General features: G+C 31.9%; 12 protein-coding genes. 7 read left to right on the top strand and 5 right to left on the bottom strand.

What is annotated here, in order from left to right:
* Positions 1-78: 78 nt before the first annotated feature.
* The 6 genes from N2251_RS05915 to ilvA are packed head-to-tail and all read left to right on the top strand — an operon-like array spanning position 79 to position 7695.
* Positions 79-966 (top strand): branched-chain amino acid transaminase, encoded by an 888-nt coding sequence (locus tag N2251_RS05915; RefSeq protein ID WP_260585798.1) that lies wholly within the window; start codon positions 79-81, stop codon positions 964-966.
* 1 nt (position 967) lies between these two features.
* A complete protein-coding gene (gene ilvD / locus N2251_RS05910; RefSeq protein WP_260585797.1) occupies positions 968-2647 on the top strand; it encodes a dihydroxy-acid dehydratase in 1680 nt (559 codons plus the stop codon).
* Positions 2648-2658: 11 nt separating this feature from the next.
* The gene (gene ilvB, locus N2251_RS05905) at positions 2659-4392 is read left to right on the top strand and encodes a biosynthetic-type acetolactate synthase large subunit (protein ID WP_260585796.1); all 1734 of its coding nucleotides are present in this window, start codon (positions 2659-2661) and stop codon (positions 4390-4392) included.
* A gap of 2 nt (positions 4393-4394) precedes the next feature.
* On the top strand, positions 4395-4919 hold the full coding sequence (gene ilvN, locus N2251_RS05900) for an acetolactate synthase small subunit (RefSeq protein ID WP_260585795.1): 525 nt from the start codon (positions 4395-4397) through the stop codon (positions 4917-4919).
* Between the two features lie 3 nt (positions 4920-4922).
* A complete protein-coding gene (ilvC, locus tag N2251_RS05895; RefSeq protein ID WP_260585794.1) occupies positions 4923-6428 on the top strand; it encodes a ketol-acid reductoisomerase in 1506 nt (501 codons plus the stop codon).
* A 4-nt stretch (positions 6429-6432) separates the two neighbouring features.
* The gene (gene ilvA / locus N2251_RS05890) at positions 6433-7695 is read left to right on the top strand and encodes a threonine ammonia-lyase IlvA (RefSeq protein WP_260585793.1); all 1263 of its coding nucleotides are present in this window, start codon (positions 6433-6435) and stop codon (positions 7693-7695) included.
* Here ilvA and N2251_RS05885 read toward each other — a convergent pair.
* Positions 7692-8870 carry an aspartate aminotransferase family protein gene (locus N2251_RS05885; RefSeq protein WP_260585792.1) on the bottom strand — a complete coding sequence of 393 codons (1179 nt, stop codon included), beginning with the start codon at positions 8868-8870 and terminating at the stop codon, positions 7692-7694. The genes ilvA and N2251_RS05885 overlap by 4 nt on opposite strands.
* 9 nt (positions 8871-8879) lie before the next feature.
* Complete coding sequence (locus N2251_RS05880) at positions 8880-10538, bottom strand: OstA-like protein (RefSeq protein WP_260585791.1); 1659 nt, start codon at positions 10536-10538, stop codon at positions 8880-8882.
* A 137-nt stretch (positions 10539-10675) separates the two neighbouring features.
* Between N2251_RS05880 and N2251_RS05875 the strand changes: the two genes are divergently transcribed.
* Complete coding sequence (locus N2251_RS05875; RefSeq protein ID WP_260585790.1) at positions 10676-12103, top strand: pyridoxal phosphate-dependent decarboxylase family protein; 1428 nt, start codon at positions 10676-10678, stop codon at positions 12101-12103.
* A gap of 15 nt (positions 12104-12118) precedes the next feature.
* On the opposite strand, the gene N2251_RS05870 is transcribed toward N2251_RS05875, so the two are convergent.
* The 3 genes from N2251_RS05870 to N2251_RS05860 are packed head-to-tail and all read right to left on the bottom strand — an operon-like array spanning position 12119 to position 14462.
* Positions 12119-12667: a DUF1572 family protein gene (locus tag N2251_RS05870; protein WP_260585789.1), complete on the bottom strand. Its 549-nt coding sequence runs from the start codon at positions 12665-12667 to the stop codon at positions 12119-12121.
* 43 nt (positions 12668-12710) lie between these two features.
* A complete protein-coding gene (locus tag N2251_RS05865; protein ID WP_260585788.1) occupies positions 12711-13982 on the bottom strand; it encodes an adenylosuccinate synthase in 1272 nt (423 codons plus the stop codon).
* A 30-nt stretch (positions 13983-14012) separates the two neighbouring features.
* The gene (locus tag N2251_RS05860) at positions 14013-14462 is read right to left on the bottom strand and encodes a Fur family transcriptional regulator (RefSeq protein WP_218772295.1); all 450 of its coding nucleotides are present in this window, start codon (positions 14460-14462) and stop codon (positions 14013-14015) included.
* Positions 14463-14514 lie beyond the last annotated feature (52 nt).

The following is a 14514-nucleotide window of genomic DNA, read 5'->3' as shown; positions in this document are numbered from 1 at the left end:
AGGCATCATTAAAGTGAAAAGAAAATAGAATTAATAAAGAAACAATAAAATAATTTTGAATATTAAAAAAAGGAGAGGATGTATTATAACGAAGAAAGTGTGATTTTTTACGATGGAGAGTTTATCAAAGCAAAAGATGCTACGTCAAATCCATACAGTCAAAGTTTACACTATGGTAATGGTGTGTTCGAAGGAATAAGAGCTTATAAAACGAGTGAAGGCACTAGAATATTTAAATCAGAAGAACATTATAAACGACTTAAATACGGAGCAGAAGTAATGAGTATTGAGTTTAATTATACCGAAGAAGAGCTTACACGATTAACATATGAGTTGTTAGAAAAAAATAATTTACAAGACGCATATATCCGACCTCTAATTGTAGCAGGTGAAAATATGGGGGTCTTTTCAGCTAAAGATTCTCAATTAATTATACAATGTTGGGAATGGGGTAAATTAATGGGGAATAAACTATTAAGAGTTAAAACATCTAAATTTCAACGTCCAAATCCTAAATCATGCTTTGTTGAAGCAAAAGTAACAGGGCATTATACCAACTCTATTTTAGCATCAAATGAAGTGAAAGCGGCAGGTTATGATGAGGCTTTGTTGTTAGATATGAATAATAATGTTGCTGAGTGTTCTGGAGCAAATATATTTATGGAGAAAGATGGGAAATTATATACGCCTCCTAAAGGTCATATTATGGCAGGTATTACAAGATCAACAGTAATTGATTTATGTAAAGAAAATGGAATTCCACTAGAAGAAAAGCATGTGACTTTAGAAGAATTAAAAAATATGGACGCTTGTTTTTTTACAGGAACAGCGGCAGAAGTTGTAGGATTAGAATCATTAGATGAGTATCATTTCCCATTAGCATGGGAGAAATCGCACGGATATCAATTAATGAAATTATATAAAAACGAAGTATTAGGATTACGTAATAAACGTAAAGCAAGTTAAAATGAAATTAAACAAACACAGTAGTAGGTTAACACAAGATGAATCTCAACCAGCATCACAAGCAATGTTGTATGCAGTTGGTTTAACAGATGAAGACATGAGTAAAGCTCAAGTTGGTATTGCAAGTACTGGCTATGATGGTAACCCATGTAATATGCATTTAAACAATTTAGCAGCCGAAGTTAAAGTTGAAACAAAAATTGCAGGTTTAGTTGGTTTAGGATTTAATACAATTGGAGTTTCTGATGGAATTTCGATGGGAACTTCAGGAATGAATTACTCGTTAGCTTCAAGAGATATTATTGCCGATTCTATAGAAACGGTTATGAATGCGCAAAGTTATGACGCATTAGTATCGGTAGTTGGTTGTGATAAAAATATGCCCGGAGCAGTAATTGCCATGTTGCGTTTAAATCGTCCATCAATTATGATGTATGGAGGAACAATTGCTTCTGGAAACTACAAAGGAAAGAAATTAAATATTGTTTCTGCTTTTGAAGCTTTAGGCCAAAAAGTAGCAGGAGAAATAGAAGAGGATGAATATAGAGAAATTATAAAAAGAGCAATTCCTGGTGCAGGTGCTTGTGGTGGTATGTATACTGCAAATACAATGGCATCAGCAATAGAATGTATGGGATTTGCATTACCATATAATTCATCAATACCAGCAGAAAATCCTAATAAATTATCTGAAGCAGAAAGAACAGCTTTGGCTATTAAAAACTTATTAGAGTTAGATTTAAAACCTTTAGATATTATATCTAAAAAGTCTTTAGAAAACGCAATGGCATTAGTAAATGCTTTAGGAGGTTCTACCAATGCGGTATTACACTTTTTAGCAATAGCACATGCTGCTGATATAGATTTTACTTTAGAAGATATTCAAAAAGTGAGTGATAGAACTCCTTTAATTGCAGATTTAAAACCATCAGGAAAATATTTAATGGAAGATGTTCATTCAATAGGAGGTACACCTGCTGTAATGAAATATTTATTAGATAATGGTTATTTACATGGTGATTGTTTAACTGTTACAGGAAAAACATTGGCTGAAAACTTAGCAAATGTTGAGGCAATGGAGTTTGATGATCAAGATGTAATACACCCAAAAGATAAAGCTTTAAAAACATCAGGAAACATTCAAATAATCTATGGGAACTTAGCTTCTGAAGGAGCTGTTGCAAAAATTTCAGGAAATGAAGGATTGCTTTTTGAAGGAAAAGCAGTTGTATATGATGGAGAACAGGCAGCAAATACAGGTATTTCTAACGGAGAGGTAGAAAGAGGTGATGTGGTTGTAATTAGATATGTTGGACCAAAAGGAGGACCTGGAATGCCAGAAATGTTAAAGCCAACTTCGCTTATTATGGGAGCAGGCTTAGGAAAATCTGTAGCATTAATTACTGATGGTCGTTTTTCTGGAGGAACGCATGGGTTTGTAGTTGGGCATATTACACCTGAAGCACAATCTGGAGGAGCAATTGGTTTACTTAAAACAGGAGATAAAATTAGAATTAGTGCAGAAGACAATTCTATAAATGTATTACTTTCTGATGAGGAATTAGCAGAAAGAAAAGCACAATGGGTAGCACCTGCATTAAAGCATAAAAAAGGAATATTATACAAATACGCAAAAACAGTAGCGTCAGCATCTAAAGGCTGTGTAACTGATGCATTTTAATAGCTGAAATTATGAATACAAAAACGCAAACAAAACCTGAAACAGTTTCAAAGCAGAAAATACATATCTCTGGAGCAGAAGCTGTTGTTAAATGCTTACTTGAAGAAGGAGCAGATTTAATTTATGGATATCCTGGTGGGGCAATTATGCCGGTATATGATGAGCTATACAAATACCAAGATAAAATTAATCATGTGCTTACTCGCCATGAGCAAGGAGCTACGCATGCAGCACAAGGATTTGCAAGGGTAACTGGTAAAGTTGGTGTAGCAATAGCAACTTCTGGACCTGGAGCTACGAATTTAATTACTGGTATTGCTGATGCACAAATAGATTCTACACCGATGGTATGCATAACAGGTCAGGTAGCTTCTCATTTATTAGGGTCGGATGCTTTTCAAGAAACTGATATAGTTGGTATTTCAACTCCTGTAACTAAATGGAATTATCAAATAACAAAAGCTTCTGAGATTCCAGAAATTTTTGCAAAGGCATTTTATATAGCAAAATCAGGTAGACCAGGACCTGTATTAATTGATATTACAAAAGATGCTCAGTTTGAAACTTTTGATTTTGAATATGAAAAATGTACTTCAGTACGTAGTTACCAAGCAAAACCAGAAGTTAATATAACAAAAGTAGCAGCAGCTGCATCATTAATTAATAACGCTAAAAAACCAATGATTGTTTTTGGGCAAGGTGTTATTTTAGGAGAAGCAGAAGCAGAGTTTAAGAAGTTTATAGAAAAAGCAAATATTCCGTCGGCATGGACAATTTTAGGATTGTCAGCATTACCAACAGAACATGAATTAAATGTGGGTATGGTTGGAATGCATGGTAATTATGCGCCTAATAAATTAACAAACGAATGTGATTTATTAATAGCTGTAGGAATGCGTTTTGATGACCGTGTTACAGGAGATTTAAGTAGATATGCTAAACAAGCAAAAGTAATTCACTTTGAAATAGATCCTGCTGAAATTGATAAAAACGTAAAAGCAGATGTTGCTGTTTTAGGTGATGTTAAAGAGAGTTTAGCACAAATATTACCGTTAATCAACCAAAACAAACATAATCAGTGGTTAGAAGAGTTTACAAAACTAGAAGCTATTGAATATGAAAAAGTAAAGAAAGAAGATTTATACCCGACCAAAGATGGTTTAACAATGGCTGAGGTTTTAAAGGAAATAAATATAGCTTCAGGAGGAGATGCGATTATTGTCTCAGATGTTGGGCAACACCAAATGTTTGCATGTCGTTACGCTAAATTTAACAAAACTAAAAGTAATGTTACTTCAGGTGGTTTAGGTACAATGGGCTTTGCATTACCAGCTGCAATTGGAGCTAAAATGGGAGCTCCAGAGAGAGAAGTTGTGATGATTGCTGGAGACGGAGGTTATCAAATGACAATTCAAGAATTAGGAACCATTTTACAAACGAAAGCAGCAGTTAAAATTGTTGTTTTAAATAATGAGTTTTTAGGAATGGTACGTCAATGGCAACAATTGTTTTTTGATAAACGATATGCGTCAACAGAAATGACCAATCCAGATTTTGTAGCGATTGCAAAAGGTTACAGTATAGATGCAAAAAGAGTTACCAAAAGAGAAGATTTAGCAAGTACTGTTAAAGAAATGATGGAATCTAAAGATGCATATTTTTTAGAGGTTTGTGTTGAGAAGGAGAATAATGTATTTCCGATGATTCCAACAGGAGCATCAGTTTCAGATATAAGATTAGCATAATTATGGAAAATAAACAAACATATACCGTTTCGGTTTATACCGAAAACAAATTAGGGTTGTTGAATAGAATTTCAGGAATTTTTTTAAGAAGACACATTAATATTGAAAGCATGAATATTTCTAAATCAGAAATAAAAAGTGTGTCTAGATTTACGTTATTAGTTAAAGTAACAGAAGAACAAATAAAAAAGATTATCGGTCAAGTTGAAAAGCAAGTAGAGGTAATTAAAGCATATTATCATACGGATGAAAATACAATTTATCAAGAATCATGTTTATTTAAATTAAGTTCAGAGTTATTAATTGCAAATGATGAAATTCAAACAATTATTAATAGTAGTAAATCTAGAGTAATTAATATAAATAAAGACTTTTTTGTACTTGAAAAATCAGGAGCTAAAGAAGAAATAGAAGAATTATATCATACGTTAGATCAACATGGTATTATGCAATTTATCAGATCAGGGCGAATTGCAATTACTAAAGACGAAATGAAAATATCAACATTATTATCAACAAACAACTAAAAAATGGCAACAAATTATTTCAATACATTATCATTAGCAGGAAAATTAGAACAATTAGCAAAATGTAGATTCATGGACTCATCAGAATTTACTGATGGAGTAAAAGCATTAGAAGGAAAGAAAATTGTTGTTATTGGTTGTGGAGCTCAAGGTTTAAATCAAGGTTTAAACATGAGAGATTCAGGATTAGACGTTTCTTATGCTTTAAGAGCTGCTGCAATTGAAGAAAAAAGAGCTTCTTTTAAAAACGCATCTGAAAACAATTTTAACGTAGGTACTTTTGAAGAGTTAATTCCTACTGCAGATTTAGTATTAAATCTTACACCAGATAAACAACACACAAGAGTTGTAAACAGGGTAATGCCTTTAATGAAAAAAGGAGCTACATTATCTTATTCTCACGGTTTTAATATTGTAGAAGAAGGAATGCAAGTTCGTGAAGACTTAACGGTTATTATGGTTGCACCAAAATGTCCTGGTACAGAGGTAAGAGAAGAATATAAAAGAGGTTTTGGTGTACCAACTTTAATAGCAGTACACCCAGAAAATGATCCTGAAAACAAAGGATGGGCGCAAGCAAAAGCATATGCCGTTGCAACAGGTGGTCATAAAGCAGGGGTATTAGAATCATCGTTTGTTGCTGAGGTTAAGTCTGATTTAATGGGAGAGCAAACTATTTTATGTGGTGTGTTACAAACAGCTTCTATTTTATCATTTGAAAGAATGGTTGAAGAAGGAATTGAACCTACATATGCATCTAAATTAATCCAATACGGATGGGAAGTTATTACCGAAGCTTTAAAGCATGGAGGAATAACAAATATGATGGATCGTTTATCAAATCCAGCTAAAATTAAAGCATTTGAAATTTCAGAAGAATTGAAAACTATTTTAGCGCCATTGTTTACAAAGCATATGGATGATATTATGTCAGGTCATTTTTCAAGAACAATGATGGAAGATTGGGCTAATGATGATGTTAACTTATTATCATGGAGAGCAGCTACAGGAGAAACTTCTTTTGAAAAAATAACAGCTACAGAAATAGAGTTTAACGAACAAGAATATTTTGATCATGGTACTTTAATGGTTGCTTTTGTAAGAGCAGGTGTAGAGTTAGCTTATGATAACATGGTAGCATCAGGTATTAAGGCAGAGTCAGCTTATTACGAATCTTTACACGAATTACCATTAATCGCGAATACCGTAGCAAGAAAGAAATTATATGAAATGAATCGTATTATTTCTGATACAGCTGAATATGGATGTTATTTATTTGACCATGCTGCTAAACCAATGTTAGTTGATTTTATGAAAGACGTTGATACTTCTGTTATAGGTAAATCATTTACATCTTCTAATGAAGTAGATAATTTAGATTTAATTGCTGTAAATAATACAATTCAAGGACATCCAATTGAGGCTATTGGTAAAACATTAAGAGCGTCAATGACCGCCATGAAAACAATAGATCAAGAAGAAGAAAAAGAAGCAGTAGTTTTTCATTAATAATATGCAAGTAAATACCACATATTCACCAACAATAAAGGCAATTAAGGAGGCTGTAGCTACACTAAAAGGTGTAGCTATAGAAACTCCTTTATTCAAAAATTATATTTATTCAGAAAAGTTTAAGGCAAATGTTTTCCTTAAAAGAGAAGACCTACAACAGGTTAGATCTTATAAAATTAGAGGAGCGTATAATAAAATTAGTTCGATAACTAAAGAACAACGACGTAATGGAATTGTTTGTGCAAGTGCAGGAAATCATGCGCAAGGAGTCGCTTTTGCTTGTAAGAAATTAAAAATTCATGGTACTATTGTAATGCCAGCACCTACACCAAAACAAAAAGTAGAACAGGTTAAAATGTTTGGTGGAGATTATGTTGATATTGAATTGTCTGGTGATACTTTTGATGATGCTTATAAGTTTGCAAAACATGTATGTGATACTTTAGGTAAAACATTTGTACACCCTTTTGATGATGAAAAAATTATAGAAGGGCAGGCAACAGTTGGTTTAGAAATGATAAACCAATCTAAAGAGGCTATAGATTATGTATTTGTTCCTGTAGGAGGAGGAGGATTAGCTTCAGGGCTATCTAGTGTATTTAAATTACTGTCTCCAAACACAAAAATAATAGGAGTAGAGCCAGAAGGAGCTCCATCTATGAAAACATCTATTTCAGCCAATAGAAATGTTAAGTTAGAAAAAATAGATAAGTTTATTGACGGTGCAGCAGTACAACAAGTAGGGAATTTAACTTTTAATATTTGTAAAGAAAATTTGCATGATATGATAACGGTTCCTGAAGGAAAAGTATGCCAAACGATTTTAGATTTATATAATAGAGAAGCTATTGTGGTTGAACCTGCTGGCGCTTTAACAATAACAGCGCTAGATTTTTTTGCAGATGAAATTAAAGGTAAAAATGTTGTTTGTGTTATAAGCGGTAGTAATAACGATATAACAAGAACTGCCGAAATTAAAGAACGCGCATTATTATATGGTAAATTAAAGCATTATTTTATTATTCGTTTTCCGCAAAGAGCAGGAGCATTAAAAGAATTTGTAATAGACGTTTTAGGAGAAAATGATGATATTACATATTTTGAATACTCAAAGAAAACGAGTAAAGAAAATGCACCAGCTGTAGTTGGTATTGAACTTGTTAAAAGTGAAGATTTAGCACCTTTAATGGCTAGAATGAAAGCTCTTAATTTTTACGGTGAATACTTAAATGATAAACCAAATTTATTTGAATTTTTAGTTTAAATATTATTTAATTCATTTAAAATAAAATCACATCCTTCGTTAATTTCTTTATCAGAAATGGTTAATGGAGGAGTGATTCTTATAGCACTACCTTCAAAAAGCAACCAAAATAAAATTAAGCCCTTATCTAAACAATTTAAAATAACTTTTGAAGCAATTTCAGGAGAGCCAACTAATAAAGCTAACATTAATCCACGCCCTCTAATTTCTTTAATGGCAGTGTTATTTTTAAATTTATCCCTAATTAATTTCTCTTTCCTTAGTGTTTCTTCGATGAGGTTTGATTCAGTAATTTCTTTTACAGTAGCCAAACCAGCACTTGCAATTACAGGATGTCCACCAAAAGTTGTAATATGTCCTAATTTTGGATTTTCTTTAAGACAATTCATAATTTCAAAAGAAGCAATAAAAGCACCAATTGGCATTCCGCCACCTAAACCTTTACCAGTTATAATAATATCAGGAATAACATTGTAATTTTCAAAACCCCAAAATTTTCCGGTGCGCCCAATTCCTGTTTGAATTTCATCTAAAATTAATAAAGCACCAACTTCTTCACAACGTTGCTTTACTTTTGTTAAATAATTATTTTTTGGTTCAATAAAACCAGCACCACCTTGAATCGTTTCTAAAATAACACCTGCTGTTTTTGTAGTAATTTTTGCTAAATCGGCTTCGTTATTAAATTCAATAAATTTAATACCAGGAACCAACGGACGAAATGCGCGATTTTGTTGTTCGGCACCACAAACACTCATTGCGCCTTGGGTATTACCGTGATAGCTGTTTTTAGCGGCTATCATTTCATCTCTGCCTGTAAAACGTTTTGCTAGTTTTAGGGCACCTTCAGTAGCTTCAGTTCCTGAATTAACGATGTAAACAGAAGGTAAGTTTTCTGGTAATGTTTTTGCTAGTGCTTTACACAATTCTAGTTGAGGTTTTTGTATAAATTCACCATACACCATAACATGTGTATAAGAGTCTAATTGATTTTTTATAGCATTAGTAACTTTGGGGTGATTATGTCCCAATGTATTTGCAGATACACCAGCAACAAAATCTAACATTTTTTTTCCGTTAGTATCGTATATATAGCTTCCGCTAGCATGTGAAATTTCAATAGCTAAAGGATGAGGTGTTGTTTGCCCTTGATATTTTAAAAAATCGTTTTTCACTAGTTTTTATTATTTTAAACGTTTTATTTTTAATAGCGATTTAACCTCCCCTGATTTTTTTAAGCTTTGTTTTTTTGTAGTTTCTTTAATGAATAATTTTTTTGCTTTTTTTATTGCAGAATCATTCTTTTTAATAGTAGAAGTACTACTGTTTTTTTTGTTTTTCACAAAGATGTCTTCAACCTTTTTTGGTTGTTCTTCTTCTCGCCAAACAAAGTCTTTAAACTTTTTTTCTTCGGAAGGAAATTCAGAAGGAGGGTATGTTTTTCCTTCAGATTTTTTAAAATATTTTGTTTGAATAATCTCGTTGTTTTCTAACAGAAATTCAATATCACTAGCAATCTCTTTAGTGATTGTTTCTAGTTTTTGAGATTCGTCATTTCTATTAAAATATAACGATTCGGCGTTCCCTTTAACAAGCATGGTCCTTAAATCATTATTTTCAAACTTACCATAAATATTTCGACCTTTTATTTGATTGTAATCATCTTCTGATAAAGAATCTTTTTGAATCATAAACGCGTTTTGCAAGACTCTTAACGAATCGAGTTTATTTGTTTTTTTATCAGTAATAAATTGAATGCTATCTCCTGTAATCTGACTTTTTCCAGACCACAAAATAGGGTTGTTAAACATTCTTGTTAATCCAGTATTCTGACTTGTATGAATAGAATCACATTTTCCTTGTAAATCAGATTTAAAAATTTTTACATTCTTAAAAATTCTAACAATTCGTTTTTCTGGCTTACCAGTTAATAAGATTTTGTCACCCGCAACATACATAGAATCTTTATCTAATACAGAAATTGCGACAGCTCTGTTGATGATAAACAGCGAATCTTTCTTTTCATATAATTCTGCATAATTACCTTTGGTAACCATGTTTTGTAATGTGTCTATCACTTTTATTTTATTCGTAGCAGAAGCAAAACCTTTGCGTTTGTCATAGTATAAACTATCAGCTAAAATGGTGCGTTCTTTTAAAAAAAGCTTTGCATTTTTCACAAAATAAGATATGTCTGTATTGGTATCATAAAACCCTCTTTCAGAGTAAACTTTGGTACTATCTTTTAAATTAGTAACCGTACTAGGCCCGTATAAATACGCTAAATTTGAGTTTGTATAATAATCTAAATGGTCAGATTCTAAATTACTTTCAGAATTTACTACCGTAACTTTAGATTTCGCTGTGAATTTTTTATCCCTTAAAAAATAAGTTCCTTTAATACTTTTTAGTGTGTTTTTTTTATCGCGGATAGTTCCGCCGCTAGGGTAATATAAAATTTGATTTAGTCTATCAAAATGAAGTGTATCTGTGCTAAGTTTCATTTCTTTATCATGAATTTCTACATCTCCCCAAGATTTTGCTTTTTTAGTATTTCCGTTATAAATGGCAAAATCACTATACTGAATAATACTATCACCTTGCTCGATTATAACTTCTCCAAGCGCTTTAAAAATGTTTTCTTTTTTATAAAGAAGTGCTCTTTGGCAATCTAAAGTAGCACCTTCATGTTCCATTTTTACTTTACCTATAAGTATTGTTGCTCCAGGATATTTTTCTTCATCCGCAGTGGCTTGTTGAGTAGAAAGTATTTTTATTTTTTTTGCTTGGGAAAAACTTCCAAAAGCGTACAATAAAAAACTAAAAAAAAATATTTTTTTCAAAGTAACAGTGTTTAGCCAACAAAAATAATGAAAAGAACCTGCGATATTTCTTAATAAATCAATAAAATTATAACTATTAAAAGTGAGTGTCGCTTTTTTAATGATTATTTTTGTAGAAATATTAAAAAAAGAATTTTATGAGCGCCCATTTTGATTTATCTCTAGAAGAAATGAAGTCTTATGGCTATAAAATAGTAGACCTAATTGCTGAGCATTGGGATACTTTAAAAGATAAAAACCCTGTTACATCTGCGACCCGTAAAGAAATGGATAACCTATTTTTACAAGAAGCTCCTGATAAAGGGATGAAAGCAAACGATGTTTTAGACTTTGTGATGGATAATGTAATACCAAATAGTACTGTTATTTCTCATCCAAAAGCATATTCTTTTGTGCCAGGACCTAGTAATTTTATTAGTACAATGGCCGATAGTTTGGCTACAGGATTTAATGTTTTTTCTGGTGGGTGGATGGTTTCTCCTGCTGCTGCAGAATTAGAAATAGTAACCATGAACTGGCTGTTAAAAATGTTTAATTTCCCTGTAGAAAAAGGTGGAGGTATTTTTACAAGTGGTGGGTCAATGGCTAACTTAACGGCTTTGGTTACAGCACGTCGTATTAAATGTGGGGATGATTTTTCGAAAGCTGTCATTTACTTATCTGATCAGGCACATTCTTCTAATATTAAAGCAATTCGTGTTTTAGGATTTAAAAAAGAGCAGATTCGTATTTTACCAACTGATATTGAATTTAGGATAAGTATAAATAAACTAAAAAATGCCATAGCTAAAGATAGGCTAGAAGGGTTACAACCTTTTTGTTTTTTAGCTTCGGCAGGAACAACAAATACAGGTACTGTTGACCCTTTAGATGAAATTGCTGATATTTGTGAAGAAGAAAATTTATGGTTTCACATTGATGGCGCTTATGGTGGAGCCGCAATTTTATCAAAAAAAGGGGCAAAAGCTTTGCGAGGAATCGAAAGAGCAGATTCTTTAACTGTTGATCCACACAAATGGTTTTATCAACCCTACGAAATAGGATGTTTATTAGTAAAGGATTCGTCATGGTTAAGTGGTACCTTTAGTGAAAAACCTGAATATTTGAGAGATATTGAAGGGAATGAGTCTGAAATAAACTTTTATGATTACGGTATTCAATTAACGCGAAGATTTAGAGCGCTAAAATTTTACATGTCGATAAAAACCTATGGATTAGATACTTTTAAAAAAGCAGTTAGTTATAATATTAAACTAGCGGATGATGTTGAAAAAATATTAAGAAAAAGTAGAAATTGGGAAATTATTTCACCAGCAACCTTAGCAGTAATTAATTTTAGATATAACCCGATTGGATTAAATTTATCAGAAAAAGAAATTGATGTATTAAATCAAGAAATTTCTAAAAAGGTAATGGACTCTAAAGAGGCGTTTTTAGTAACAACTATTTTAAATAAACAAGTTGTATTACGTATGTGTTTAATAAACCCGAAAACGACAATTGATGATGTAAATGAAACATTAGCTTTGTGTCATAAATTCGGACAAGAAATTTTAAAGAAGTAAATAAAAAGGGAGTTCTTAAAGAGCTCCCTTTTTTATTTTTGAATTTTCTTGAAACTGTTGTTTCATATACTCTTTTGATTTTCCTTTGGCAATAGAAGCTGTTTTCCATTTATCATTTAAAATCATTTTACCCACATAAGTTATCTGACCAATATGATACGGGTAATGAGCTATTTGTCTAGTAATACTTTCTATAAGTTTATGCTTTTTATTTCTGATATAAATAGGTTGCTCGAAATTAGTTTCATTTAACGAATTCAAAGCCGTAAAAAGACAGTTCCATCCATTTTCCCATTTAGTTAATAATTCATCTTTTGATAAATTTTGAGTTTCAAACTCAGCATCCCTATCTCTAGAATCTTTTTCTCCATCCGAAGTAAAAAAATCTGTCCAACGTGATAACATGTTTTCAGAAAGATGTACAATAATAGAAGCAATGCTGTTACTTTCTTCATTATACTTAAAATGCAATTCTTTTTCTTGTAATTGATCTATAGTTTTATCGGCGACCTCTTTATAAGATTTAAATTGCTTGGTTATATTCTGTAAATATTCTTCTATCATAAAGCACAAAAAAAAGGAGCTCTTTATGAGCTCCTTTTTAAATTTATCTATTAATTGTTTGTTTTCTATCGGGTCCTACAGAGACTACTGTTACCGGAACTCCTGTTTCTTTTTCAATAAAAGCAACATACTCCAATAAGTTCTTAGGTAATTGATCTGCTGCAGTCATTTTTGTTAAATCATCTTCCCATCCTTTAAATTCAGTATAATTTACTGAAATGTTTTCAGGTTCGATATTATAAGGTAAGTGTGTTATCTTTTCACCTTTATAGTTATATGATGTACATATTTTTAAGGTATCAAAACCAGAAAGTACATCTCCTTTCATCATCATTAACTTTGTAACACCATTTACATCAACAGCATATTTTAAAGCAACTAAATCTAACCAACCACATCTTCTAGCACGACCTGTTGTAGCACCAAATTCGTGACCAATTCTTGCCATTTCCTCACCATCTTTGTCGAATAATTCGGTAGGAAAAGGTCCAGAACCAACACGTGTTGTGTATGCTTTAAATATACCAAATACATCACCAATTCTGTTAGGCGCAATACCTAAACCAGTACAAGCACCAGCAGCAGTTGTATTTGAAGAAGTTACAAAAGGATACGTTCCAAAATCGATATCTAATAAAGATCCTTGAGCACCTTCAGCTAAAATTGTTTTTCCTTCTTTTATTGCTGAGTTTAAATATTCTTCAGAATCTATAAACTGTAAAGTTCTTAATTTTTCGATACCTAAATCAAATTCAGCTTCTAATTCATCTAAATCATATTCAACCTGAACATTAAAATAATCAAGCATGCTTAAATGCTTTTTAGTTAAGGCTCTGTATTTATCTTTCCAGTTGTCTAACTCTAAATCTCCAACACGCATTCCGTTTCTACCGGTTTTGTCCATATAAGTTGGGCCAATTCCTTTTAAAGTAGATCCGATTTTTGCTTTTCCTTTTGAAGTTTCAGAAGCCGCGTCTAATAACCTGTGCGTAGGTAATATTAAATGCGCTTTTCTAGAAATTAATAATTTAGAAGTATAATCGATGTTGTGAACATCTAAATTTTCTAATTCTTTTTTAAAGATAACAGGATCAATTACCACACCATTACCAACTACGTTTAAAGCGGTTTTGTGAAAAATTCCAGAAGGAATTGTGTGTAAAACATGTTTGTTACCATCAAAAATTAAGGTGTGACCAGCGTTTGGACCTCCTTGAAATCGTGCAATAATATCGTAATTACCTGTTAATACATCTACGATTTTACCTTTTCCCTCGTCTCCCCATTGTAATCCGAGTAATAAATCTACTGCCATTTAGTGTGTTATTAAGTGTATTTGTTGTTGTTATTTTGTGTTTCGTTTTGTTCCGTAGAAATAAAGAGAGTGGTTGTGAATATCAATATCAAAAACATCTTCAATTGTTTTTTTGATGATTTGAATTCTTGGGTCGCAAAATTCTTTTACTTCGCCAGAGTCTGTCATAATTAAATGATCGTGATTCTTATCGAAATAACTTTTTTCATAACGGGCCATTGATTGCCCATCAAATTGATGTTTACGAACCAATCCACAGTCTAAAAGTAAATCCATCGTATTGTAAAGCGTTGCTCTACTAACACGATAGTTTTTGTTTTTCATTTTAATATATAAAGATTCAATATCAAAATGTTCTTCAGCAACATATATTTCTTGTAAAATAGCATAACGCTCTGGCGTTTTACGATGCTTGTTTTCTTCTAAAAAAGTAGTGAAAACTTTTTTTACAATTTCTTGATTTTCGGCTGAATTACTCATTATGATTTAAAAATTTACGGACGGACAAATTTACAGTTATTTATTGATAAAA

This window comes from Tenacibaculum haliotis (assembly GCF_025215075.1).
GTDB classification, from domain to species: Bacteria; Bacteroidota; Bacteroidia; order Flavobacteriales; family Flavobacteriaceae; genus Polaribacter; species Polaribacter haliotis_B.
This window is presented reverse-complemented; position numbering and strand designations above follow the sequence as displayed.

Excerpts from the sequence above, each read along its gene's own strand:
- N2251_RS05915 (WP_260585798.1), top strand. The coding sequence starts at position 79 with ATGTATTATAACGAAGAAAGTGTGATTTTTTACGATGGAGAGTTTATC.
- ilvD (WP_260585797.1), top strand. The coding sequence starts at position 968 with ATGAAATTAAACAAACACAGTAGTAGGTTAACACAAGATGAATCTCAA.
- ilvB (WP_260585796.1), top strand. The coding sequence starts at position 2,659 with ATGAATACAAAAACGCAAACAAAACCTGAAACAGTTTCAAAGCAGAAA.
- ilvN (WP_260585795.1), top strand. The coding sequence starts at position 4,395 with ATGGAAAATAAACAAACATATACCGTTTCGGTTTATACCGAAAACAAA.
- ilvC (WP_260585794.1), top strand. The coding sequence starts at position 4,923 with ATGGCAACAAATTATTTCAATACATTATCATTAGCAGGAAAATTAGAA.
- ilvA (WP_260585793.1), top strand. The coding sequence starts at position 6,433 with ATGCAAGTAAATACCACATATTCACCAACAATAAAGGCAATTAAGGAG.
- N2251_RS05875 (WP_260585790.1), top strand. The coding sequence starts at position 10,676 with ATGAGCGCCCATTTTGATTTATCTCTAGAAGAAATGAAGTCTTATGGC.
- N2251_RS05870 (WP_260585789.1), bottom strand. The coding sequence starts at position 12,667 with ATGATAGAAGAATATTTACAGAATATAACCAAGCAATTTAAATCTTAT.
- N2251_RS05865 (WP_260585788.1), bottom strand. The coding sequence starts at position 13,982 with ATGGCAGTAGATTTATTACTCGGATTACAATGGGGAGACGAGGGAAAA.
- N2251_RS05860 (WP_218772295.1), bottom strand. The coding sequence starts at position 14,462 with ATGAGTAATTCAGCCGAAAATCAAGAAATTGTAAAAAAAGTTTTCACT.